Source organism: Romboutsia sp., from assembly GCF_056995035.1.
Map to the genome: position 1 here is coordinate 1 of NZ_JBXKIW010000019.1, position 24,395 is coordinate 24,395.

Consider the following 24,395-nt stretch of genomic DNA (forward strand, 5'->3'; position numbering starts at 1 on the left):
CATTAGGTATAGTAGATGATGTAACTAATACATCATTAACTCCATCAGAGCCAATCAAAATAGCACCTCAAGGTACTATAAGATGTAAGTTCTGGGGATTAGGATCTGACGGTACAGTTGGAGCTAACAAGCAAGCTATAAAAATAATAGGAGATCATACAGATAAATATGCTCAAGCTTACTTTGCATATGATTCTAAAAAATCTGGTGGTATAACTATGTCTCACTTAAGATTTGGGGATGCTCCAATAAGAGCTACTTACTTAATAGATGAGGCTGATTATATAGCATGTCACAATCAATCATATGTTAACCAATATGATTTATTAAAAGGACTTAAGAAGGGTGGTACATTCGTACTTAACACTATCTGGAATGCAGAAGAATTAGAAGCTAACTTACCAGCTAAAATGAAGCAATTCATAGCTAACAATGAGATAAACTTCTACACTGTAAATGCTACTAAGATGGCTGCTGAATTAGGTCTTGGAACAAGAATAAACATGATAATGCAATCTGCATTCTTCAAATTAGCAGAGATAATACCTACTGAGCAAGCTGTAGAATACTTAAAAGATTCTATAAACAAAGCTTACGGTAAAAAAGGTGAAAAGATAGTTAAGATGAACTATGAAGCTGTTGAAGCAGGTCTGAATGCAGTAGTTAAAATAGATGCACCAACTATGTGGGAGTCTGCTCAGGCTTTAGAAATGGCAGCAGATTCAGATGAACCAGATTTCATCAAAAATATCTTAAGACCAATGAACGCACAAGAAGGTGATAGCTTACCAGTAAGTGCATTTAATGGATTAGAAGATGGTACTTTCCCTTGTGGAACAGCTGCATACGAAAAACGTGGTATAGCTGTAAATGTTCCTGAGTGGAAGATTGAAAATTGTATCCAATGTAACCAATGTGCTTATGTATGTCCTCATGCATGTATAAGACCAGTATTAGTAAATGAAGAAGAAGCTCAAAATGCTCCTGAAAGCTTCAATACTAAAAAAGCATTAGGTAAAGGATTAGAAGGATTACAATATAGAATGCAATTAAGTCCAATGGACTGTACAGGATGTGGAAACTGTGCTGACATATGTCCAGCTAAGCAAAAAGCTTTAGTTATGGAACCTCTTGAAACTCAAGAAGTAGAAATAGAAAACTGGGCATTTGCAGTTGACACTGATAAAGTATCTCCAAAAGGAGATTTAATGGGTACAAACACTGTTAAGGGAAGTCAATTTAGACAACCACTTATAGAGTTCTCAGGTGCTTGTGCAGGATGTGGAGAAACTCCATACATTAAGTTAGTTACTCAATTATTTGGAGATAGAATGATGATAGCAAATGCTACAGGATGTTCTTCTATATGGGGAGGATCAGCTCCTTCGACTCCATACACAACTAACCATGAAGGTAAAGGTCCATCTTGGGCAAACTCATTATTTGAGGATAATGCTGAATATGGATACGGAATGATGCTAGCTGTTAAGCAAATGAGAAACAAGTTATCTGATACTATGGAAACTTTATTAACTATGGATATATGTGATACTGCTAAAGCAGCATTCACTAACTGGTTAGAAACTAAAGAAGATGGAGAAGCTTCTAAAGTTGCTAGTCAAAAAGTATTAGAAGTAATAGGAAATCCATGTGATTGTGCAAATGAAGAAGTAAGAGCATTACTTTCTGAAATAGAATCAAGAAAAGATTACTTAGCTATGAGATCTCAATGGATACTTGGAGGAGATGGATGGGCTTATGACATCGGATACGGTGGACTTGACCATGTATTAGCTTCAGGTGAAAATGTAAACGTACTTGTATTTGATACAGAAATCTATTCAAATACAGGAGGTCAAGCTTCTAAATCAACTCCAATTGCTGCAATGGCTAAGTTCGCTGCTGCTGGTAAGAGATCTAAGAAGAAAGACTTAGGTATGATGGCTATGAGTTACGGAAACGTATATGTAGCACAAGTTGGTATGGGTGCAGATAAGAACCAATTAATGAAGGCTGTAATAGAAGCTGAAAAGCATGATGGACCATCATTAATAATAGCTTACTCTCCATGTATATCTCATGGATTAAAAGAAGGAATGGGAAGAGCTCAAGCAAATATTGAGCAAGCTGTTAAAGCTGGATACTGGCATTTATACAGATACAACCCGACTTTAAAAGCTGAAGGGAAAAATCCATTCTCATTAGATTCTAAAGAACCAACAGAAAGCTTTAAAGAGTTCTTAATGCAACAAGTAAGATACTCTGCAATAGCTAAGCAATTCCCAGATATAGCTGATGAATTATTTACTATGGCTGAAGAAAATGCTAACGAAAGATATAACAACTATAAAAGATTAGCAGAACAATGCTAATATAAGCATAGTTTATAATTAGGGATGGACTTTTAAAAAGTCCATCCCTTTTAAAATATGCTACAATAAAAGAAGAAGTAGGATAAGTTTGGAGGGATAAAAATGAAGACTGTAGAAAGTGAGATAAAATATTTAAAATTATTATCAAAACAGTACCCAAGTATATCAAAAGCAAGTACTGAAATAATAAATTTAGAAGCAATATTAAATCTACCAAAAGGAACAGAGCATTTTATAACAGATATACATGGAGAATATGAACCGTTTGTACATGTATTAAAAAATGGATCAGGTGTTATAAAAAGAAAAATAGAAGAATTATTTTCAAGTACAATGAGAGACTGTGAAAAAAAAGCTCTAGCAACTCTTGTATATTATCCAGAACAAAAATTAGAATTAATAATTAAAGAAGAAGAAAATGTAGGTGATTTTTATAGAATAAATATATATAGACTTATAGAATTATGTAAGTATGCATCTAGTAAATATACTAGGTCTAAGGTAAGGAAGTTATTACCAAAAGATTTCAGATATATAATAGAAGAACTTTTACATGAAAATATAGATGGTCAACATAAGCAGAGATATTATAAAAGTATAGTAGAAACTATAATAGAAATAGACAGAGCGAAAGAATTTATAATAGCAATATCAAAAGTTATACAAAAACTAGTAGTAGATAAATTACATATATTGGGAGACATATATGATAGAGGACCAAGACCCGATATAGTAATGGATACTTTAATGGATTATCACTGTGTAGATATACAATGGGGTAATCATGATATACTATGGATGGGAGCAGCAGCAGGAGAAAAAGCATGTATAGCAAATGCTCTTAGGATATCTGCTAGATATGCAAATCTAGACATTATTGAAGAAATCTATGGAATAAACTTACTACCATTAGCTACCTTTGCGATAGATGCTTACAAAGATGATCCATGTAGTTGTTTTAGGTCAAAGGTAAGTGACCCAGATGTATCAAGTACAGAGCAATCACTAATAGCAAAAATGCATAAAGCAATAAGTATAATTCAATTTAAACTTGAGGGACAAATAATAAATAGAAGACAAGAGTTTGATATGAAACATAGGTTGTTACTTAATAATATAAACTATGAAGAAGGAATCATAACTTTAAAAGGAAAAAAATACAAACTAAAAGATTCTTATTTACCAACTATAGATAAAAATGATCCATATAAATTTACACAAGAAGAAGAAATGGTAATAGATAAATTAGTATCTTCTTTCAAAAATAGTGAAAAGCTTCAAAAGCATGTTTCATTTTTATTTTCAAAAGGGAGTATTTATTTAACATCAAATTCAAATTTATTAATTCATGGATGTATACCTTTAAATGAAGATTCTAGTTTTATGGAAATGAAGTTACAAGGAAAAGTATATGAAGGAAAAGCATTAATGGATAAGATGGAGTCTTTATGTAGAGAGGGCTATTTCTTTAAAGATAATACAAATCAAAAACAATATGGAATGGATATGATGTGGTATCTTTGGAATGGAAAATGTTCATCACTATTTGGAAAAGATGATATGACAACCTTTGAAAGATACTTTATAGAAGAAAAAGAAACTCATAAAGAAAATAAAAATCCATACTTTAAGTTAAGAGAAAATGAAGATATGTGTGAAAAAATATTTAAGGAATTTAATTTAGATAGTAAAGATGCACATATAATAAATGGGCATGTACCTGTAGAAAGTAAAAATGGAGAAAGTCCTATAAAAGCAAATGGTAAAATATTAGTCATAGATGGAGGTTTTTCAAGAGCTTATCAAAATAAAACTGGTATAGCTGGATACACTTTAATATCTAATTCATACAGTTTGCAATTAGTATCTCATAATCCATTTACATCAGCTGAAGAAGCAATCATAAATGAAAGTGATATACTATCAACAACCGAAGTAGTAGAACGTAAAGCAAAAAGAAAAACAGTAAGAGATACAGATGCAGGTATTAAATTAGAAGAAGAAGTAGAAGATTTAAAATTACTGCTAATGGCATACAAAAAGGGCCTAATAAAAGAAACTTAAAAGAGAAGTAGAAATACTTCTTTTTTATATGAAATTATAAATTTAGGTAATTATTAATAATAAATTTATATTGAAAAGGAAGAAAATATGATTAAAAGTTGAGAATAGTTAGAAAATAAAATTAATTTAAAAAATATAGAGAAAAAGTTTTCATAATACTTGACACAACTGTGCAATTATTATAAAATTAGTTCTATAAGAAAGAAAGACAAAAATCGACGTTAAAATAAATTAATAAAATTGGATTGTTACTGATAGAGCAGGCAATACCTAAGTTAAGATATATAATATTTTATATCTTGATTTAGGTATTTTGTAATTTAGGCGATATTTAATCAAATATAGGGGCATAAATAAAGCAACCTATATAATAATTTTAGATAAGAAGTCCAATTAAATTTTAATTAAAGGAGTGAGTAAATAGGCATGATTATTGAAAAAATTTATAACAACAATGTAGTATTGGTTATAGATACAGAAAGTAAAAAAGAACTAGTACTCACTGGATGTGGAATCGGATTTCAAAAAAAAATAGGACAACAAGTAGACCAAAATAAAATAGAAAAAAAGTTTATCACTGAAAATAATGAGTTAACAAAAAAAATAACCAAAATAGCAACTGAAGTTGATGAAGATATATTTAATGCAAGTTCTAAAATAATAGAATATGCAAAACAATATCTAAAATCAGAATTAGATGATTACATATATGCATCACTTACAGATCATATATCATTTGTATTTAAAAGATGTGAACAAAATATTGAAATAAAAAATGATTTATTATATGAAATAAAAAGGATTCATAAAAAAGAATTTGAAGTTGGAAAATGGGCTATAGAATATATAAATAAAGAATTTAACCTTAAATTACCAATAGATGAAGCTGGATTTATAGCAATGCATATAGTAAATGCAAATTATAAAGAAAATACAAGTGAATCGTTTTTAATGACTAACATTGTAAAAGAAATACTTAATATAATAAAATATTATTATTGTATAGAATTTAAAGAAGATGATTTTAATTATGATAGATTAATTACTCATTTAAAATTCTTTGCTAAAAGATTAATAAAAAAAGAAAATGTAGATAATAAAGACAATGAACTTATAAATATTATAAAAATACAATACAAAAAAGCTTATGATTGTTCGTGTAAAATAAAAGATTTTATAGAAAAACAACATGAGTATATAGTAACAGAAGATGAATTATTATATCTTACATTACACATTAATAGAGTTATATCTGCTATAAAATTAAATTAAAAAATTTAATAATGAATATAAAGTAAACGATATTAAGGTTGTTACTGGTTAAACAGGCAAAACTTAAGTTTATAAAAATATATATATGGATAAGATAAAGAATAAGATTCTAAATAATAGAGAATTTTATATTTATATTACATTATATTTTTGTAGATTTAAGTTTTTTTGCATAATATAAAAATTACAATAAAAAATAAAAGGAGATAAATTAAAATGGGATTTTTTAAAAAAATATTTAAAGAAAAAAAAGAACAAATAGTAGCATTAACTAATGGACAATTAGTTGACATATCTGAGGTTCCAGATGAAGTATTCTCAACTAAAATGATGGGTGATGGATTTGCTATGAAAACGATTGATGGAATCGTAGTATCTCCGGTAGATGGGAAAATAGGAACTGTATTTCCAACTAAGCATGCTATAACAATAAATTCTGTAGATGGAAGAGAAATTTTAATACATTTAGGAGTAGATACAGTTAAATTAAAAGGAGAAGGATTCGAAGCCTTCGTTAAAGAAAATCAAGATGTTAAAGCTGGAGATAAATTAGTTAAGATGGATGTTGATTTTATAGAAAAAAACGCAAAATCATCAATGCCTATAGTAATATTCACTAACTTAGAAGGAAATGAATCAGTGAAAATAAAAGAAGGTAGTGTAACTGTTGGAGAATCGGATAGAATAGAAATCACAAAATAATTATAAAAAGATATATAGAAATAAAAAATATACGAAAATATTTATAATAATTGAAATATATGACAAATTAAATCTATAAACTTGAACTAATTCGCAACACATTGCTCAAGCAACGCATATGTTTTTTGAGCAATGTGTTGACGGATACATTTATAGTCTTAATAACTTGGTAGATTTTCAAATTAATGAAAATAATAAAAATGTATGAATGAAGAAAACGTTTGTGCGAAAAGGGAGGAATAATAAATGCTTCAATTTTTACAAAGAATAGGTAAGGCAATAATGCTTCCAATAGCAGCCCTACCAGTAGCCGGTATTTTATTAGGAGTAGGGGGAGCATTACTTAATATAGCAGCTTTAGCTGATGCTCCAGCAATATATCAACCGCTAATTGGTTTTGTTTCAATACCAGCGATTACAGTAATATTAAAAATAATGCAAGGTGTAGGTGATGTAGTATTTGGAAACTTACCACTACTATTTGCAGTTGGTACAGCAGTTGGTTTAGCTAAAGAAGATAAAGGTACTTCAGCGCTTGCTTCAGTATTTGGTTTCTTAATAATGAACAAAGTTATAAGTGTATTATTAGGCTTAGGTGCTACTCAGTTAGGTGTGATAACTGCGACTGAAGTTCCAGCTCAATATGCAACATATGTAACTACAACATTAGGTATATTCACACTTAATATGTCTGTATTTGGTGGTATTATAACTGGTATAATTACATCTGCATTACACAATAAGTATTATAAGATACAATTACCTCAAGTAATAGGATTCTTCTCTGGATCAAGATTTGTTCCAATAGTAGTTTCATTAGCAATGGCACTTACAGGTGCAATACTTGCTTATGTATGGCCATTTGTTCAAGATGGAATAGCATATATAGCAATGGGTGTTAATAATGCTGGAATTTTAGGAACATTCTTATTCGGAGTAATAGAAAGATCATTAATACCGTTTGGATTACACCATGTATTCTACACTCCATTCTGGTTCGGTTCTTTTGTAGATGGTAAAGTTTTAATAGATGGAACTTGGCAAACAGTTCAAGGTGCAAACTACGCTTACTTTGCTCAATTAGGAAGTATGCAAGATTTAGTAGGTGCTTCACCAGAAACAATGTCAACAATAGTATCAGGAACAACAAGATTCATGGCTGGTAAATTCCCATTCATGATGTTTGGATTACCTGCAGCTGCACTTGCAATGTATCACACTGCTGCTCCAAGTAAGAAGAAGGTTGTAGGAAGTTTATTAATTTCAGCTGCAGTTACATCTATGTTAACAGGTATAACTGAGCCAATAGAATTTACATTCTTATTCGTTGCTCCAGTATTATACGGAGTACACTGTATACTTGCAGGACTTTCATTCTTACTAATGGATTTATTAAATGTATTCATAGGAATGACTTTCTCAGGTGGTTTAATAGACTTCTCATTATTTGGTATACTTCCAGCAGGAGCAGGAGTACCAACTAAATGGCTAATGGTTGTGGTAGTTGGATTAGCTTATGCAGCAGTTTACTACTTCTTATTCAAGTTCTTAATAATTAAGTTTGACTTAAAAACTCCAGGAAGAGATGAAAATGAAGAAGAAACTAAGCTTTACAGTAAAGCTGATTATCAAGAATCAAAAGGAGCAAAATCAAGTAAAAATGAAATAGAAGAAAAAGCTCCAGAAGTAATAGCTGCATTAGGTGAAGAAGAAAACTTAGTTTCAGTAGATGCTTGTATAACTAGATTAAGAGTTGAAGTTAAAGATAAAACTAAGGTAGATAAAAATAAGCTTAAAGCATTAGGTGCTGTTGGTGTTATGGAAGTTGGTAATGGAGTACAAGTAATCTTTGGAGCCAAAGCAGATGCATATAAGCATGAGATAAATAGAATATTAGGTAGAAGCTAATAATATTATAAAACAATGATAGTGAAAATTTTTGTTGAGATGTAAACATTATGAGCATAGAGAACATTCCTTTCATGGGTTTGTGTGCAACTCTATGCTCTTTTATTTTATAAAAAAATAGTTATACACTTAGGTATAAAATCCGTTAAATTCTAGAGTAGGTTTTGAAATGTTTTAAGCAGGTTTTATAATGTACAGAGTAGAAAAAAAAATGTATAATAATAGAAGGTAAAGGTAAAGGTAAAAATAAATATTACTTTAATGATAAATAAATAATTAGTAAGTTTTTAAATAAATAAGTACAATACTGATTATATAAAATAAGGTTTATCTTAATTATAATTAAGTTTAGTGGCAATTTAAAATAACTAAATTATAGGAGGTTTTCATGAAATTTTGGAAGATGCAAGGAGCAGGAAATGATTTTGTTGCATTTGATGCAAGGTTTGATAACATAGATTCTGATAATTATAATGAAATAGCATTAAAATTATGTAACAGAAGATTTGGAGTAGGTGCAGATGGATTACTAATAGTTAAAGACTCAGAAACTTGTGATGTTGAGATGGTTTACTATAATTCAGATGGGTCTAGAGGTGAGATGTGTGGAAATGGTATAAGATGCTTTTCAAAATTCGTATATGAAAATAATATAGTAAATAAAACTACTTTTAAAGTAGATACATTAGATGGTGTCAAAATTATTGAGCTAGATTTAATTGATGAAATGGTAAATAATATTAAAGTTGATATGGGTATGTATAGTCTTACACCTAATAAGATACCTGTAAGTGAAGAATTTAATAATGAAAAAAATTTTATTAATAAACAAATACAATTATCTAATGAAACTATTATAGTAAGTTCCTTATTGATGGGAGTGCCTCATACTATAATATTTACAGACGATGCTAGTGAACAAATTGCAAGTAAATATGGTAGAGAAATTGAAAATCATAAAGTATTTCCTAAAAAGACCAATGTGAATTTTGTAAAAATAGTAAACAAAGATAATATAGAAGTTTATACTTGGGAAAGAGGATGTGGATTTACTTTAGGGTGCGGAACAGGAATGACAGCATCTGTTATAGTGGCTAATTTACTTGGGAACGTTAATAATATTGTCAAAGTCAAGTGTCCAGGTGGAGAAGTTAAGATAGACATTAGTGATAAAATTTATATGATAGGTAGTGCAGAAAAGATATTTGAAGGAGATATAAAATTATAGACTGTCTATAAAAAAAGTATAGCCATTGTGTTCTTAGGAACTAGTGCTATATCCTCGATGCTTGTAACAAAAATGGATTAAGGTAATAATTGGATAAATAATAAATAATAAATAATAAATAATAAAACTAAATCAAAAAGAAATTATCTTAACAAAAAAGCAGGTTGTATATATAAATATATACAACCTGCTTTTTTGTTATTCATTAGAAAAAGTAGTATTAAAAGTAGATTTGTTTAAAATATAATTTTTAGGATATACACTGTAAGTTTGTTTAAAGGCTCTAACAAAGTTAGAATAATCATTAAATCCCCACTTAATAGTCTTGGTTTGAATTATAAAGTAATTCAAATAAAGCGTTAAGTACTTTGAGTAATATTGAGAGCATTTTTTGAAATGTTTAAAGCATATATTATAAAATATGGGGGAATGATTATATGAAATTAAATCAAGTTATACAAAATTTAAATATATTAAGATTAAAAGGAAATTTAGATATAGAAATAACTAATGTACAATATGACTCAAGGAAAGTTACAGAAGGAACATTATTTATATGTATAAAAGGATTCAATTCAGATGGACATAAATATATACAAAGTGCTATAGAAAAGGGTGCAAAAGTATTTTTAGTTCAAGAAAATGTTAATATAGATGGATGTACGTTTATAAAAGTAGAAGATACTAGAAAAGCTATGGCAACTATAGCAGATAATTTTTACAATCATCCATCAAAGAAATTTGGAGTTGTAGGAGTTACAGGAACCAATGGTAAAACTAGTATAACTACACTCTTAAGTGAAATTCTAAATTTAAATAATAAAAAAGTAGGTCTTATAGGGACTATAAAGATATTTGATGGAGATAAAGAGGTGGAATCAAACTCAACAACGCCTGAAAGTATTGAGTTACAAGAATGTTTTAATTCTATGTTAAACAATGGATGTGATTATTGTGCAATGGAGGTATCTTCTCACTCTTTAGTTTTAAATAGAGTAGATGAAACTGAATTTAAATTAGGTATATTTACAAACTTAACACCAGACCACTTAGATTTCCATAAAGACTTAGAAGATTATAGAGAAGCAAAAGAGCAATTATTCTACAAAACAATAGTAGCAAATATAATAAACATAGATGATGAAGGTGGAGCTAAAATACATAAAAATATAAAAAATTTAAAAACACCTTGCTATACTTATGGAATAGATAATTCGGCAGATTTTAGAGCTACAAATATTAAAATAGATGCAAGTGGAGTATCTTACAAATTAACAACTCCAACATATGAAGAAGATATATTTGTACCAGTACCAGGTAAATTTACCGTTTATAACACATTAGCAGTAATAGCTGCATGTTATATGCTTAATATACCTAAAGAAGTTGCTATAGAAGGATTAAGAAATACTAGTGGAGTTGCTGGTAGATTTGAAACTATACAAAATGATACAGGAATAAGTGTTATAGTAGATTACGCACATACTCCAGATGCACTTGAAAATATATTAAATACAGTTAAAAAATTTGCAAAAGGAAATATAATAACTGTATTTGGATGTGGTGGAGATAGAGATACAGCTAAAAGACCTTTAATGGGAACTATATCTCAAAAGCTATCAGATATATGTATAGTTACATCAGATAATCCGAGAACGGAAGACCCTAATTTAATAATAGAAGATATATTAGAAGGATTAGATAAAAATAATGAAAACTATAAAGTAATAATAGATAGAAAAGAAGCTATAGAGGAAGCTATAAAAATGGCAAAACCTGAAGATGTAGTAATAATAGCAGGTAAAGGTCATGAAGACTATCAAATAATAGGAAAAACCAAGCATAGTTTTGATGATAAAAAAATTGCGATTGAAGTATTGAATAAGAAATATTTATGTAAATAGATTGTGACAGAATAGGTTAGAATTTTGACAGGATATATCAAATGAAGTATAATTAATAGAGAAGCTTAATGAAGAATGATGAATTTTTGAAGAGGTGAAAGTAATGGATAATATAGTTATACAACCAGTATTGGTTGGTGGAGATATAAACTGCTACAGTGTAGCAAGAGCGTACCATGAAGCTTATGGAATTAAGTCTATAGCTTTTGGTAGATATGCATTAGGAGCAACTAAAGACAGTAATATAATAGATTTTAGAATTGACCCAAGAATAACTGAAGAAGAAGAGTTTATAAAAGTGTTATTAAAAACTGCAGATGAATTAGCAGCACCTAACAAAAAGTTAATAATAATGGGATGTACTGACGAATATGCAGAATTAATAATAGACAATAGAGAACTACTAAAAGAAAAATATATAGTTCCTTATATAGATAGCGACCTAAAAAATAAATTAATAGAAAAAGAATTATTTTATCAAATGTGTGAAGAAAAAGGATTAGATTATCCTAAGACTTTCATATACTCAAAGGGTGACAAAATAGAAGACTTCGGATTTAATTATCCAGTTATAATAAAGCCTTCTGACAGTGTATTATACTGGCAATTCCCATTTGAAGGTATGAAAAAAGCATACGTAGCTAATGATGAAAAAGAATTTATAGAAATAACTAGTTCAATATATGCAGGTAAGTATGATAAAAATTTAATAATACAAGACTTTATACCAGGTGATGATTCACATATGAGAGTTTTAACTTGCTATTCAGATCAACATGGTAAAGTTAAAATGATGTGTTTAGGACATGTATTATTAGAAGAACATACTCCAAAAGGAATAGGAAATCATGCAGCGATAATAACAGAGTATGATGGTCCTTTAATGGAAAAATTCAAAACATTCTTAGAAGATATAAACTATACAGGATATTCTAACTTTGACATAAAGTTTGATACTAGAGATAACACATATAAAGTATTTGAGATAAACTTAAGACAAGGTAGAAGTAACTACTATGTAACAAGTTCTGGAAATAATATAGCTAAATATATAGTAGAAGATAGAGTATTTAATAGAGAGTTAGATTTAAAAGTTCAAAAGGACCCATTCTTCTGGCATGTTATACCAAATAATGTAGTTTACAAGTATGTTAAGAATCAAGAATTAATTAACAAAGCTAAAGAATTAAATGCACAAGGTAAAAGTGCAACATCATTTGGATATGACAAAGATTTAAAAGGAAACTTCAAGAGACGTTTGTATATATTCTTATATAATATAAACCAAATGAAAAAGTTTAAAAAATACTGTAAATAGATTGGTGATGTAATTATGGAAGCTAACAAGACAGTTGGAGTGATTGGTGGGCTAGGACCTATGGCTACGGTTTATTTTTATGATATGATAGTTAGATTGACAGATGCAAAATCTGACCAAGAACATATTGATATGATAATAACTAATCGTGCAACAACACCTGATAGAACTGATTATATAATTGGAAAGTCTACTAATAGTCCTGTAGATGTACTTAAAAAAGATGCTAAAAAACTAGAACAATGTGGAACTGATTTTTTGGTAATTACATGTAATACAGCACATTACTTTTATGAGCAAATAGTAGGAAGTGTAAATATACCAGTTTTAAATATAACAGAAGAAACTGTTAAATATGCAAAACAAAAAGGTCATAAGAAACTAGGCATACTAGCTACAACAGGAAACATACAAACAAAACTTTATCAAAATATGTGTGAAAAATATAGTATAGATTACTTAGTACTAGATGATGAAAAACAACAATATATAATGGATATCATTTATAAAGATATAAAAAGTGGAAAAAGTGCGGATATGAGTAAATTCAACATAGTTATTCAATATTTAAAAGAAAATAATTGTGATGGTGCTATACTAGGATGTACAGAACTTGCTATTTTGAAGAATGATAATAATTTAGATAATGAATTTTATATAGATTCTCTAGAAGTTTTAGCTAGAAAAACTATAAATTTATGTGGAAAAGTAGCAAAGTAGTTATTTATTTAGCTGATGAAATATAGTTTATATATTTAATAAACAAAAAATAGAGTAGTTGAAGCTACTCTATTTTTCTAGAAATTATTATGAAAAAAATTGTAGATTTAGTAATAATTTGTAATTAAAAATATAGCTATCTTATGCTATACTACATACTTAAGAGTAATTAGGAGGAGGGCTAGAGTATGAAATTACTAGAAATAATGAATGAGGTAGTATTTACTTACAATAAGCTTTGGGATGATATAAAAAACACAGAGATAAGAGATTTAGCATATAATTCTTCTAAATGTGAAGATGGATATATATTTGTAGCAATAAAAGGTGAAACGGTAGATGGTCATAAATATGCACAAAAGGCATATGAAAAAGGAACTAGAGTATTTATATTACAAGATGATATAAATCTTAATGAGGATGCTATAAAGCTGTTTGTAAAGGACAGTAGAATAGCTTTATCAAAAATGTCATCAAACTATTTTAGAAATCCGTCAAAAGATTTAAAGGTTATAGGAGTTACAGGTACAAAAGGGAAAACTACTATAACAAATTATATAAGTGAAGTTTTAAATAAAGCAAGATTAAATACTGGTGTTATAGGAACTAATGGAACTTTTTATAATGGAATAAGTGAAAAAACATTTAATACAACTCCAGAAAGTTATGAATTACACAGAATATTTAGGAATATGCTAGATAATGGTGTTAAATGTGTATCTATGGAAGTATCATCAGGTGGGATAATGATGGAAAGAGTTAGAGATATTGATTTTGATGTAGCTATATTCTCTAATTTATCACTGGATCATATAGGACCAAAAGAACATCCAACATTTGAGCATTATTTAGAATGTAAATCAAGATTATTTACATTAGCCAAGCATGGAATTGTCAACATAGATGATGATTATGCAAATCAGATAATAGAAAAAGCAACTTGTGACATAGAAACGTTTGGTATAGAAAATAAAGCAGATATAGTTGCAAGTAATATAGAATACTCTAGAGAATTAGACTCTTTAGGTGTAAGTTTTGATGTATATGCAAAAGATGAGCAATTTGATGCATATATATGTTCACCAGGAACATTTAGTATATATAATGCATTAGCGGTTATATCTGTTTGTAGATACTTAGGTGTTGAACAAAACATAATGATAGACGCATTAAAAAGTGCAAAAGTAAAAGGAAGAGTAGAAGTATTACCAGTTCTTGATTATGCAACTGTAATAATAGATTATGCTCATAATGGAGTAAGCTTAGAAAACATATTGCAAACACTAAAGAAATATGATCACAATAGATTAATATGTTTATTTGGATCAGTAGGTGGAAGAACAGAATTAAGAAGAAAAGAACTTGGTGATATAGCAGCGAGAGAATGTGATTTATGCATATTAACAAGTGATAATCCAGATTTTGAAGATCCGATGAATGTGATAAAAGATATAGCAGATTCATTTAAAAACTCAGATTGTGAATATATAGTAGAACCAGATAGAAAAGTAGCTATTGAAAAAGCACTAGAGATAGCTAAAGAAGGTGATATGATAGTATTTGCAGGAAAAGGGCATGAAGAATATCAGTATATAAAAGGAGAATGGATACCTTTTAGTGAAACTGAAATAGCTGTAAATGCGGCTAAAAAAATTATGGATAATAAAAATAAAAAACAACTTTCATAATATTAATAAGCATAGAAAAGAGAAGTTTTATTACTTCTCTTTTCTATGTAAAAAATAATTATAAATAGTATAGATAATTATTAAAAAATCTAACATTAGAAAGAGGTTGATTTATGGATAAAGGAGCTATACTTTTAACGCTACTTGAAAAATCAAGTTTAATAATAGTTTTGTTTATTATAATAACTAAGATAAAAGGGCTTAAGTACATATTTCAAAAAGAAACTTATAAGATACGTGATTTAGTTGTTATATCAATAATATTTACTATATTAGCTATTTTAGGGACTTATAATGGTATAAGTGTAGATGGGTCATTAGCTAATACTAGAATAGTTGCAATAGTATCTGGAGGGATATTATTTGGACCATTAGTAGGAATAACTTCAGGTTTTATATCTGGTTTTCATAGGTATATTATAGATATAAATGGAATCACATCTATACCATGTTTTATATCTAGTATATTTGCAGGAATAATATCTGGATATTTTAATAAGAATATAAGTGAAAAATACAAATGGATTTGTGGAATTATGTGTGGAATAATATCAGAAAGTATAACTATGGCTTTAATATTTTTTATCTCTAAGCCACACAATGAAGCAATATCAATTATAAGTAAAATATATATGCCAATGATGGTAGGACAAATAGGAATAGGTTTTTTAGTTTCTATTGTACAAGCCATAAAAAAAGAAAAAGAAGAAATTGCAGCTTATCAATCAAAGCTAGCATTAAATATAGCTAATAAAACATTGCCATACTTTAGATGTGTTAATGAAGAGTCTTTAAAAATTATATGTAGCATTATAAAAGAGGAGATAAATTCAGATGCAGTAGCAATAACAGATACAGAAAAAGTACTAGCATATGTGGGTGATGGAGAAAATCTGTTTAATAATAGTAATATAGAACTTAGTAAAATAACTAAAGAAGCAATGAGAGAAAATAAAATACTAAATATAAAAGTAGATAAAGATGAATATTCTTTAAATGAAAAAATAAATTTAAAAACAGGCATGATCATACCTCTAACAGATTCTCAAGGCGTTATGGGAAGCTTAAAAATATATTATACAAAAAGGTATGATATTAGCCATTCAAAACAATCTTTAGCAATAGGATTATCTCATATTATATCTACATTAATGGAAATATCTAAGATTGAGAAAATTAAAGAAGCTAAGAATAGAGCAGAAATTAAAGCATTACAGACTCAAATAAATCCACATTTTTTATTTAATGCATTAAATACCATAACTTGTTTTATAAGGATAAATCCAGATAAGGCAAGGCAACTTATAATAAATTTATCTACATACATGAGGTACAATTTAGAAGTAAATGATAATCTTATAGATATAGAGAAAGAGTTAGAACAAGTAAAGGCGTATGTTGAAATAGAAAAAGCAAGGTTTGGAGATAAATTAAGTGTAATTTATGATATAGATGAAGATATACAGATAAAAATGCCAAGTCTTATAATTCAACCATTAGTAGAAAATGCAATTATACATGGAATAAGAGAAAATGGTGGATATGGAACGGTTATAATAAGAGTTAAGAAGGATTCTAATAAGGTTAAAATTTGGGTAGAAAATGATGGTATTACTATAGATAAAGATATAATTGAAAAAGTATATAATAATGATATGCCAGAAAATAAAATAGGACTTTATAATGTTCATTTAAGATTAAAGCTAATTTATGGACAAGGTCTTAGTATATATAGGCTAAGCCCGGGTACTAAAATAGAGTTTTATATTTAGTAGGGAGGGAATAATGAGAGCAATAATAGTTGAAGACGAATTTCCTGCAAGAGAAGAACTTAAATATTTTATAAATAGATTTAGTAACATAGATATTATTAGTGAATTTGATAATGGAGTAGATGTATTAAAATTTATACAAGAAACTAAAATAGATATTATATTTTTAGATATTAACATACCATTACTTGATGGAATGTTGCTTGCAAAGACTATAAAACAGTTTAAAATAAGCCCTAAAATAGTGTTTATTACTGCATATAAGGAACATGCAGTAGATGCTTTTGAGCTTGAGGCTTTTGACTATATACTAAAACCATATTCAGAAGAAAGAATAGTTTCTATGTTAAATAAGATTAATAAAATAGATGTAGCAGATGTGAAAATAAGTGTAGAGGAAAAAATATCCAATAAAGATGATATAATATCTAGTGTTAGCTTATGGAAAAATGATAAATTAATGGTAGTAAATATAAGCGATATATATTATTGTGAAGCTAAAGAAAGAGAAACAATAGTGTTTACAAAGGATAGTGAATATATAGTAAAATCGAGTATAACAGAATTTGAAAAAAATCTAAAAAGTAATATATTTTTTAAAACTCACAGGTCTTATATAGTAAATATACATAAAATAAAAGAAATAATACCTTGGTTTAATAATACATATAAACTAAAGTTAAAATATAGAGAATCAGAAATACCGGTCAGTAGAAGTAAAATAAAAGATTTTAGAAAAATTATGCATATATAAATGTAATTTATGTATTAAATTGTGCATTTCATGTAAAAATTAATCTTATTTATGCGAATAAAAGTTATTATATTGTTGAAATAATTAATCTTTAAAATATAAATCTTATGGAGGAGAAAACGATATGATATCATTTTTAGCATGTTTAGCATTTCTTATAGGTGGATACTTCATTTATGGAAATATAGTTGAAAAATCAGTAAAGCTGGATGATTCAAGTTCTACACCAGCAATAAAATTAGAAGATGGTGTAGATTATATGCCAATGCCTTGGCATAAGGTATTTTTAATACAATTTTTAAATATAGCGGGAACGGGTCCTATATTTGGAGCTATAATGGGGGCGTTATTTGGACCTGTAGCATTTTTATGGATAACGTTTGGTACTATTTTTGCAGGAGGAGTACATGACTTCCTATCAGGAGTTATATCTATGAAACATGATGGAACTTCTGTTTCTGAGATAGTTGGTATATATCTAGGGGGCAAAATGAAGTCGGTTATGAGAGTATTTTCTGTAATACTATTAATATTAGTTGGTACAGTATTTGTTACATCTCCAGCAGGATTGTTAACATCTATGACTGGTATAGATAAAAATATTTGGGTTGTATTAATAATAATTTACTATATGTTAGCTACAGTTTTACCAATTGATAAAGTTATAGGTAAAATATATCCTGTATTTGGAGCAGCTTTATTATTTATGGCAATAGGTTTATGTGGTGCTATATTTGTAGGTCATTTTAATGGAACTATGCCTATGCCGGAAATTACTTTACAAAATTTACATCCAGATGGATTGTCTATGTTCCCATTCTTATTTGTTACTATAGCTTGCGGTGCAATATCTGGATTCCATGCGACTCAGTCTCCGATGATGGCAAGATGTATACAAAAAGAGTCTGAAAGTAAAAAAGTTTTCTATGGAGCAATGGTTGTAGAAGGTATAGTTGCTTTAATCTGGTGTGGTGTTACAATTGCATTCTTTGGAGATAGTTTAGCTATATCTAGTGCTTTAAAAGAGTATGATGGACTATCAGGTGTAGTAGGTGTTTTATCTAGAGAATTACTAGGGCCAATAGGATCAGTTCTTGCAGTACTTGGTGTTGTTGCTTGTCCTATAACTAGTGGTGATACAGCATTTAGAAGTGCTAGACTTACTATAGCTGATGCATTTAAGATAAAGCAAGAAGGATTTAAAAATAGATTTATATTAGCAATACCACTATTTGCAGTTTGTATAGGTCTTACATTTATAGATTTTAACATAATATGGAGATATTTTGCTTGGTCTAACCAAACATTAGCTACTATATTCTTATGGGCGGGAACAGTATTTTTATTAAAGACTAAATCAAATTATTGGATGACTTTAATGCCAGCAACATTTATGACTGCAGTATGTAGTTCATATATATTACAAGCCCCAGAAGGATTTAGATTAAACGCACAATTATCTAACGGTGTTGGAGTAGTTACTGCAGTAGTATTATTCTTAGTATTTATGAAAAATAAATCTAAGCTAAAAGAAGATAAAGAAGATATAAAAATAGCTTAATAATATAAAATAAAAAGCCTTCTCTATATATAAACATAGGGAAGGTTTTTTACATATTAAAAAAGCTTATAGAATATGGTAAACCCATAACTATAAGCTTTTATTATTATACGTTAAATCTGAATAATATAACGTCTCCATCTTTAACTATATATTCTTTACCTTCAAGTTTAACAAGACCTTTTTCTTTAGCAGCACTCATAGTACCAACTCCAACTAAGTCGTTAAATGCTATAGTTTCTGCTCTTATGAATCCTCTTTCTATATCAGAGTGTATCTTTCCACCAGCGGCAGGAGCTTTTGTACCAACTTTTATAGTCCAAGCTCTAACTTCTTGAGGACCAGCTGTTAAGTAAGACATAAGTCCAAGTAAAGCATAAGAAGACTTTATTAATTTATCTAATCCAGATTGCTCTAATCCTAATGTTTCTAAGAATTCTTTTTTCTCTTCATCAGAATCAAGTTCAGATATTTCTGCTTCTATTTGAGCACAAACAACAACAACCTCAGCATCTTCAGTAGCTGCAAAATCTCTAACTCTATTAACATATTCATTATTTTCAGCTTCATCAGCTAAATCGTCTTCAGATACGTTAGTAGCGTATATTACTGGCTTAGAAGTAAGTAAGTTTAATGAATCAACGAAAGCCTTTTGATCGTCATTGAATTCCATAGTTCTAACACATTTACTATCTTCTAAAGTAGCCATTATTTCCTTTAAGAATTCAAGTTCAGCAGCAAGTGCTTTATCAGCTCTAGCAGCTTTAGCTCCTTTTTGTATTCTTCTTTCTAATATCTCTATATCAGAGAATATTAACTCTAAATTTATAGTTTCCATATCTCTTAAAGGATCAACAGAACCATCAACATGAATAACGTTAGGATCTTCGAAACATCTAACAACGTGAACTATAGCGTCAACCTCTCTGATATGAGATAAGAACTTATTCCCTAAACCTTCACCTTTAGAAGCTCCTCTAACTAATCCTGCTATATCACAGAATTCTATAGCTGTAGGAACTATTTTTTTAGAATCATATAATTCCTTTAATTTATCTAACCTCTCATCTGGAACAGAAACAACACCAACGTTTGGTTCTATTGTACAGAATGGGTAGTTTGCAGATTCTGCACCTGCTTGAGTTATTGCATTAAATAGTGTACTTTTACCTACGTTTGGTAAACCAACTATACCTAATTTCATAGTCATCGTCCTCTCTTTTGTCATATTTATATATTATAAATTTAAACAACCTGTTAAGGCATTAAATTGGGTTAAAAAGCCAATTTAGCAAATTTACAAGATCTTATTATAGACATACATATTGATTATACCTCATATATATAATAGATGTAAACTAGACATTGCATCAAAAATTTTGTTGGGGTTGATTTTATGTGGGTTTCAATTATTTTATTTACATCTATAGCTTTAAGTTTGATATTTAATGGGCAAATGGAAAATATATTTATAGTCTTGTCAACAGTACTGATTTATAAGCAAATAATAATCAATAAAAGTTATAAATATATGGTTTATGGGCTTATTATTTCATTTATTGGTGTAAATTTCATGATAACCTTTGGATTTAGAGATTATATAAGTTTTAAAGATATACAAATAGGAGAAGATAATAAAGAAACATTAATATTATTAGTTTCGGAGGGAGAATCTAAAAACTATAATTTAAAAGAGCGTTCTACGCAAATTCATTATGAAGAAGGATATAAATCCTTATTAACAGGAATCAAAGACCTACATAATTATAAAAACTATTATAACCAATTAGGAGGTAGTACTTTTAAACAAGAAGCTGAAGAAGTTGCTACGAAATTAAGTTATCAATTAGGAGAAGGATATAAAGTAGTTAATTCTTATATGTATACTCAGCCATACTTTGAGAATTCACTAGAAGACATAGCTTCTAAAGGATACAAAAAAATAATAATTTGTCCACTTTTTATGACACAAGGAAAAGATTATGAAATATTTAAGCAAAGATATGAAAAATTAAACTTAGTATCTTATAATTTGATGGATATAGAAATATTAGAACCTTTTTATAAATCGAATAGTTTAGCAATGGTTTATAAAAATGAAATATTAAAAAATATAAGAAGCGTAGGTGAAGATTCAGGTTTACTACTAATAGGATTACATGACAAAAATAATTTAGAACAAGATATACTATTTAGAGAAAAAATAAAAGAATATATAGCGCATGAAGAAAAAAACATAGACATTCAAATAAAATTACCTCTTTTAGAAAATAATAAAAAAGATATAATAAAATCAGGAGAAGAATTGTTAGAATATGGAATTAACACCTTGTATGTTGTATTACCGACATGTACAATTGACACTATATATACTAAACATTTAGTACAAAGTATACTTGAAGAACTTGATATGGGAGATACTAAGTTTTATTATATAAATCCTGATAGAAAAATGGACGCAATAGTGGATGAACTTTTTACAAGAATATCATTAATGAATCAAATAGGAGGATAAAATGGAAAAAGACATTAAGAAAATAAACCTAGGCAAAAACATTAATCTAACATTAATACCAGCTACAAAGTTTAAATCTAATCTTGTTAGTATTTACATACAAAGGTTATTAGATAAAGAAGAAGCTACAAAAAATGCATTACTACCAACTATTATAACGAGTGGATGCGAAAAATATCCAAGCTTAAGAGAAATATCAAATAAGTTAGATGATTTATATGGATCTTCTATGTTAGGAGATGTATCTAAAAGAGGAGAGCGTCAAGTAATTACTTTTAAAATAATCAGTACTAATGAAAGATATTTAGATGAAAAAATATTTACAGATGTAATAGGATTTTTCAATGAAGTTTTAAATAAGCCTCTAGTGGTTGACGGTGGATTTAATAAGGAATATTTAGATATAGAAAAAACTAATTTAAAAGATAGAATTCAATCAAAAATAAATGATAAAAGCAGATATGCGCTTGAAAGAACTTTTGAAGAAATGTGTGAAGGTGAAAAATTTAGTATAAGTGAAATTGGCTATGAGGAAGATTTAGACAAAATAAGCCCTCAAGATCTGTATGAACACTATAAAAAGATAATAAGAACATCTCCTATAGACATAGTTATAGAAGGCGATTTTGATGAAAAAGAAGTTGTAGATACAATAAGTAAAAACTTCACTTTCGAAAGAGATGAAATAATACAAATACCTAGAGAAGAATACAAAAAAAATATAGAAAAAGTAAAAGTAATTGAAGAAAAAATGGATATAACTCAAGGTAAGTTAGTAATGGGATATAGAACTAATATAGATTTTAAAGATGAAGATAGATATTATCCATTGGTAGTGGGATGTAATGTATTAGGTGGCGGACCACATTCTAAAATGTTTATAAACATAAGAGAGAAAGAAAGTTTATGTTACTACATTTATTCATCAGTTGAAAAACACAAAGGTATATTATTTGTATCATCAGGAATTGAAGTACAAAACTATGAAAAAACGGTAGAACTTGTCAAGAAGCAATTAGAAAGTCTAAAAGCAGGCGACATATCACAAGATGAAATAGAAAATAGTAAAAGTGCGTTAATAAATTCAATGAAGTCATTATCTGACAGTATAGGTGGAATGTCTGATTTCTATTTTGCGCAAAGTATGAGTAATACAAATTCTACAATAGAACAAATAATAGACAATGTAGGTAAGGTTAAAAGTGAAGATATAGTTAAAGCTTTTGAGGAAATAGAACTTGATATCGTTTATTTCTTAAGAAATTAAGTGAGGTGACATATATGAAAAAAATAGTTAATGATATATTAAAAGAAGAAGTTTATTATGAAAAGTTAGAAAATGGATTAGATGTATATTTTATGCCGAAACATGGATTTACTAAAAAGTATGCAATTTTAGCAACTAATTATGGATCCAATGAATTAGAATTTGTTCCAATTGGAGAAAGTGAAAAATTTAGAGTTAATGAAGGTATAGCCCATTTCTTAGAACATAAAATGTTTGAACAACCAGATGGAGGAAATGCATTTGATAAATTCTCTAAATGGGGAGCTAGTGCAAATGCTTTTACAAATTTTACAATGACAGCATATTTATTTTCAGGAACTGAAAATTTTTATGATAGTTTAGACCACCTAATAGATTATGTTCAAACTCCATATTTTACAGATGAAAACGTGGAAAAAGAAAAGGGAATAATAGAGCAAGAAATAAAAATGTATGAAGATGATCCTGATTGGAATGTATACTTCAATTGTTTAAAAGCATTATATGTAAATCATCCAGTAAGAGTTGATATAGCAGGAAGCGTTGAAAGTATCTATAAAATAACAAAAGAAGAACTATATAAATGTTATAATACATTTTATAACCCGGGAAATATGGCATTATTTGTTGTAGGAGATTTAGATTTTGATAAGGTTATGGAAGTAGTTAAAAAAGTTAACAATTATGATGTAGATAAACTATCTAATGAAATACAAAGATTTTATCCAGAGGAACCAGACAGAGTTAATGAAAAAGAAATAGTGGCAAAATTCCCTATATCAATGCCTATGTTCAATATAGCTTTCAAGGATAATAAAGTAGGAATAAGAGGAAATGAGCTTTTAAGAAAAGAGATAGTTACAGAAATTTTAATAGATATGATTTTTAAAAGAGGTAGTAGGTTATTTGAAGATTTATATATGAAGGGTCTTATAAATGACAACTTCGGAGGAGGATTCTCTTCTCAAGTAGATTATGGATTTACTATAATTGGAGGAGACTCTAAGGACCCTAGAGAAGTAAAAAGAGTAATATTAGAACATATAGAAAAATATAAAAATGAAGGCCTTAATAAGCATGAATTTGAAAGAACTAAGAAGAAAAAGATAGGAAGTTTCTTAAAATATTTTGACTCAGTAAACTTTATAGCTAACAATTTTATATCTTATAATTTTAAGGGAATAAATGTACTAGATTATTTAGATGTATTAAAGGATGTTACTTTTGAAGAGGTTGAAGAAAGATTAAAATCGCATCTAAAAGAAGAATATTGTGTGATATCTATAGTTGAACCTAGTAAATAAAGTACAAATAAGAGTAGAATTGTTACAATTCTACTCTTATTTTTGT

At 28.3% G+C, this 24,395-nt stretch carries 17 protein-coding genes; 16 read left to right on the forward strand and 1 reads right to left on the reverse strand.

The annotated features are described in order from the left end of the window. The 13 genes from nifJ to AC11VW_RS02395 all read left to right on the forward strand — a co-directional run. The coding region (gene nifJ / locus AC11VW_RS02335; RefSeq protein ID WP_484299780.1) for a pyruvate:ferredoxin (flavodoxin) oxidoreductase at positions 1-2,372 on the forward strand (2,372 nt) is incomplete at its 5' end. 102 nt (positions 2,373-2,474) lie between these two features. Beyond that, entirely contained in the window at positions 2,475-4,436 is a 1,962-nt protein-coding gene (locus AC11VW_RS02340; RefSeq protein ID WP_484299781.1) for a fructose-1,6-bisphosphatase, read from the forward strand. A 426-nt stretch (positions 4,437-4,862) separates the two neighbouring features. Beyond that, entirely contained in the window at positions 4,863-5,708 is an 846-nt protein-coding gene (gene licT, locus AC11VW_RS02345; RefSeq protein WP_484299782.1) for a BglG family transcription antiterminator LicT, read from the forward strand. Positions 5,709-5,924: 216 nt separating this feature from the next. Then, positions 5,925-6,410: a PTS sugar transporter subunit IIA gene (locus AC11VW_RS02350; protein WP_484299783.1), complete on the forward strand. Its 486-nt coding sequence runs from the start codon at positions 5,925-5,927 to the stop codon at positions 6,408-6,410. Between the two features lie 246 nt (positions 6,411-6,656). Further along, positions 6,657-8,318: a PTS transporter subunit EIIC gene (locus AC11VW_RS02355; protein WP_484299784.1), complete on the forward strand. Its 1,662-nt coding sequence runs from the start codon at positions 6,657-6,659 to the stop codon at positions 8,316-8,318. Between the two features lie 388 nt (positions 8,319-8,706). Beyond that, positions 8,707-9,546 (forward strand): diaminopimelate epimerase, encoded by an 840-nt coding sequence (gene dapF, locus AC11VW_RS02360; protein ID WP_484299785.1) that lies wholly within the window; start codon positions 8,707-8,709, stop codon positions 9,544-9,546. 437 nt (positions 9,547-9,983) lie between these two features. After that, on the forward strand, positions 9,984-11,450 hold the full coding sequence (locus AC11VW_RS02365; RefSeq protein ID WP_484299786.1) for a UDP-N-acetylmuramoyl-L-alanyl-D-glutamate--2,6-diaminopimelate ligase: 1,467 nt from the start codon (positions 9,984-9,986) through the stop codon (positions 11,448-11,450). Between the two features lie 103 nt (positions 11,451-11,553). Beyond that, positions 11,554-12,768, forward strand: a complete 1,215-nt coding sequence (locus tag AC11VW_RS02370; protein ID WP_484299787.1) for a carboxylate--amine ligase — start codon at positions 11,554-11,556, stop codon at positions 12,766-12,768. 15 nt (positions 12,769-12,783) lie between these two features. Then, the gene (gene cuyB / locus AC11VW_RS02375; RefSeq protein ID WP_484299788.1) at positions 12,784-13,488 is read left to right on the forward strand and encodes a cysteate racemase; all 705 of its coding nucleotides are present in this window, start codon (positions 12,784-12,786) and stop codon (positions 13,486-13,488) included. Positions 13,489-13,676: 188 nt separating this feature from the next. Then, positions 13,677-15,176 (forward strand): UDP-N-acetylmuramoyl-L-alanyl-D-glutamate--2,6-diaminopimelate ligase, encoded by a 1,500-nt coding sequence (locus AC11VW_RS02380; protein WP_484299789.1) that lies wholly within the window; start codon positions 13,677-13,679, stop codon positions 15,174-15,176. 113 nt (positions 15,177-15,289) lie between these two features. Then, positions 15,290-16,948: a LytS/YhcK type 5TM receptor domain-containing protein gene (locus tag AC11VW_RS02385; protein ID WP_484299790.1), complete on the forward strand. Its 1,659-nt coding sequence runs from the start codon at positions 15,290-15,292 to the stop codon at positions 16,946-16,948. A 13-nt stretch (positions 16,949-16,961) separates the two neighbouring features. Continuing rightward, positions 16,962-17,702: a LytR/AlgR family response regulator transcription factor gene (locus AC11VW_RS02390; RefSeq protein ID WP_484299791.1), complete on the forward strand. Its 741-nt coding sequence runs from the start codon at positions 16,962-16,964 to the stop codon at positions 17,700-17,702. 124 nt (positions 17,703-17,826) lie between these two features. After that, positions 17,827-19,263 (forward strand): carbon starvation CstA family protein, encoded by a 1,437-nt coding sequence (locus tag AC11VW_RS02395; protein WP_484299792.1) that lies wholly within the window; start codon positions 17,827-17,829, stop codon positions 19,261-19,263. 106 nt (positions 19,264-19,369) lie between these two features. On the opposite strand, the gene ychF is transcribed toward AC11VW_RS02395, so the two are convergent. Beyond that, the gene (gene ychF, locus AC11VW_RS02400) at positions 19,370-20,467 is read right to left on the reverse strand and encodes a redox-regulated ATPase YchF (protein WP_484299793.1); all 1,098 of its coding nucleotides are present in this window, start codon (positions 20,465-20,467) and stop codon (positions 19,370-19,372) included. Between the two features lie 192 nt (positions 20,468-20,659). Between ychF and AC11VW_RS02405 the strand changes: the two genes are divergently transcribed. From AC11VW_RS02405 to yfmH, 3 genes are read left to right on the forward strand one after another with little or no spacing between them, the layout of a single operon-like run. Beyond that, complete coding sequence (locus AC11VW_RS02405; RefSeq protein WP_484299794.1) at positions 20,660-21,778, forward strand: ferrochelatase; 1,119 nt, start codon at positions 20,660-20,662, stop codon at positions 21,776-21,778. A 1-nt stretch (position 21,779) separates the two neighbouring features. Continuing rightward, positions 21,780-23,045: an EF-P 5-aminopentanol modification-associated protein YfmF gene (gene yfmF, locus AC11VW_RS02410; protein ID WP_484299795.1), complete on the forward strand. Its 1,266-nt coding sequence runs from the start codon at positions 21,780-21,782 to the stop codon at positions 23,043-23,045. Positions 23,046-23,059: 14 nt separating this feature from the next. Next, positions 23,060-24,349 (forward strand): EF-P 5-aminopentanol modification-associated protein YfmH, encoded by a 1,290-nt coding sequence (gene yfmH, locus AC11VW_RS02415; protein WP_484299796.1) that lies wholly within the window; start codon positions 23,060-23,062, stop codon positions 24,347-24,349. The last annotated feature ends 46 nt before the right edge of the window (positions 24,350-24,395 follow it).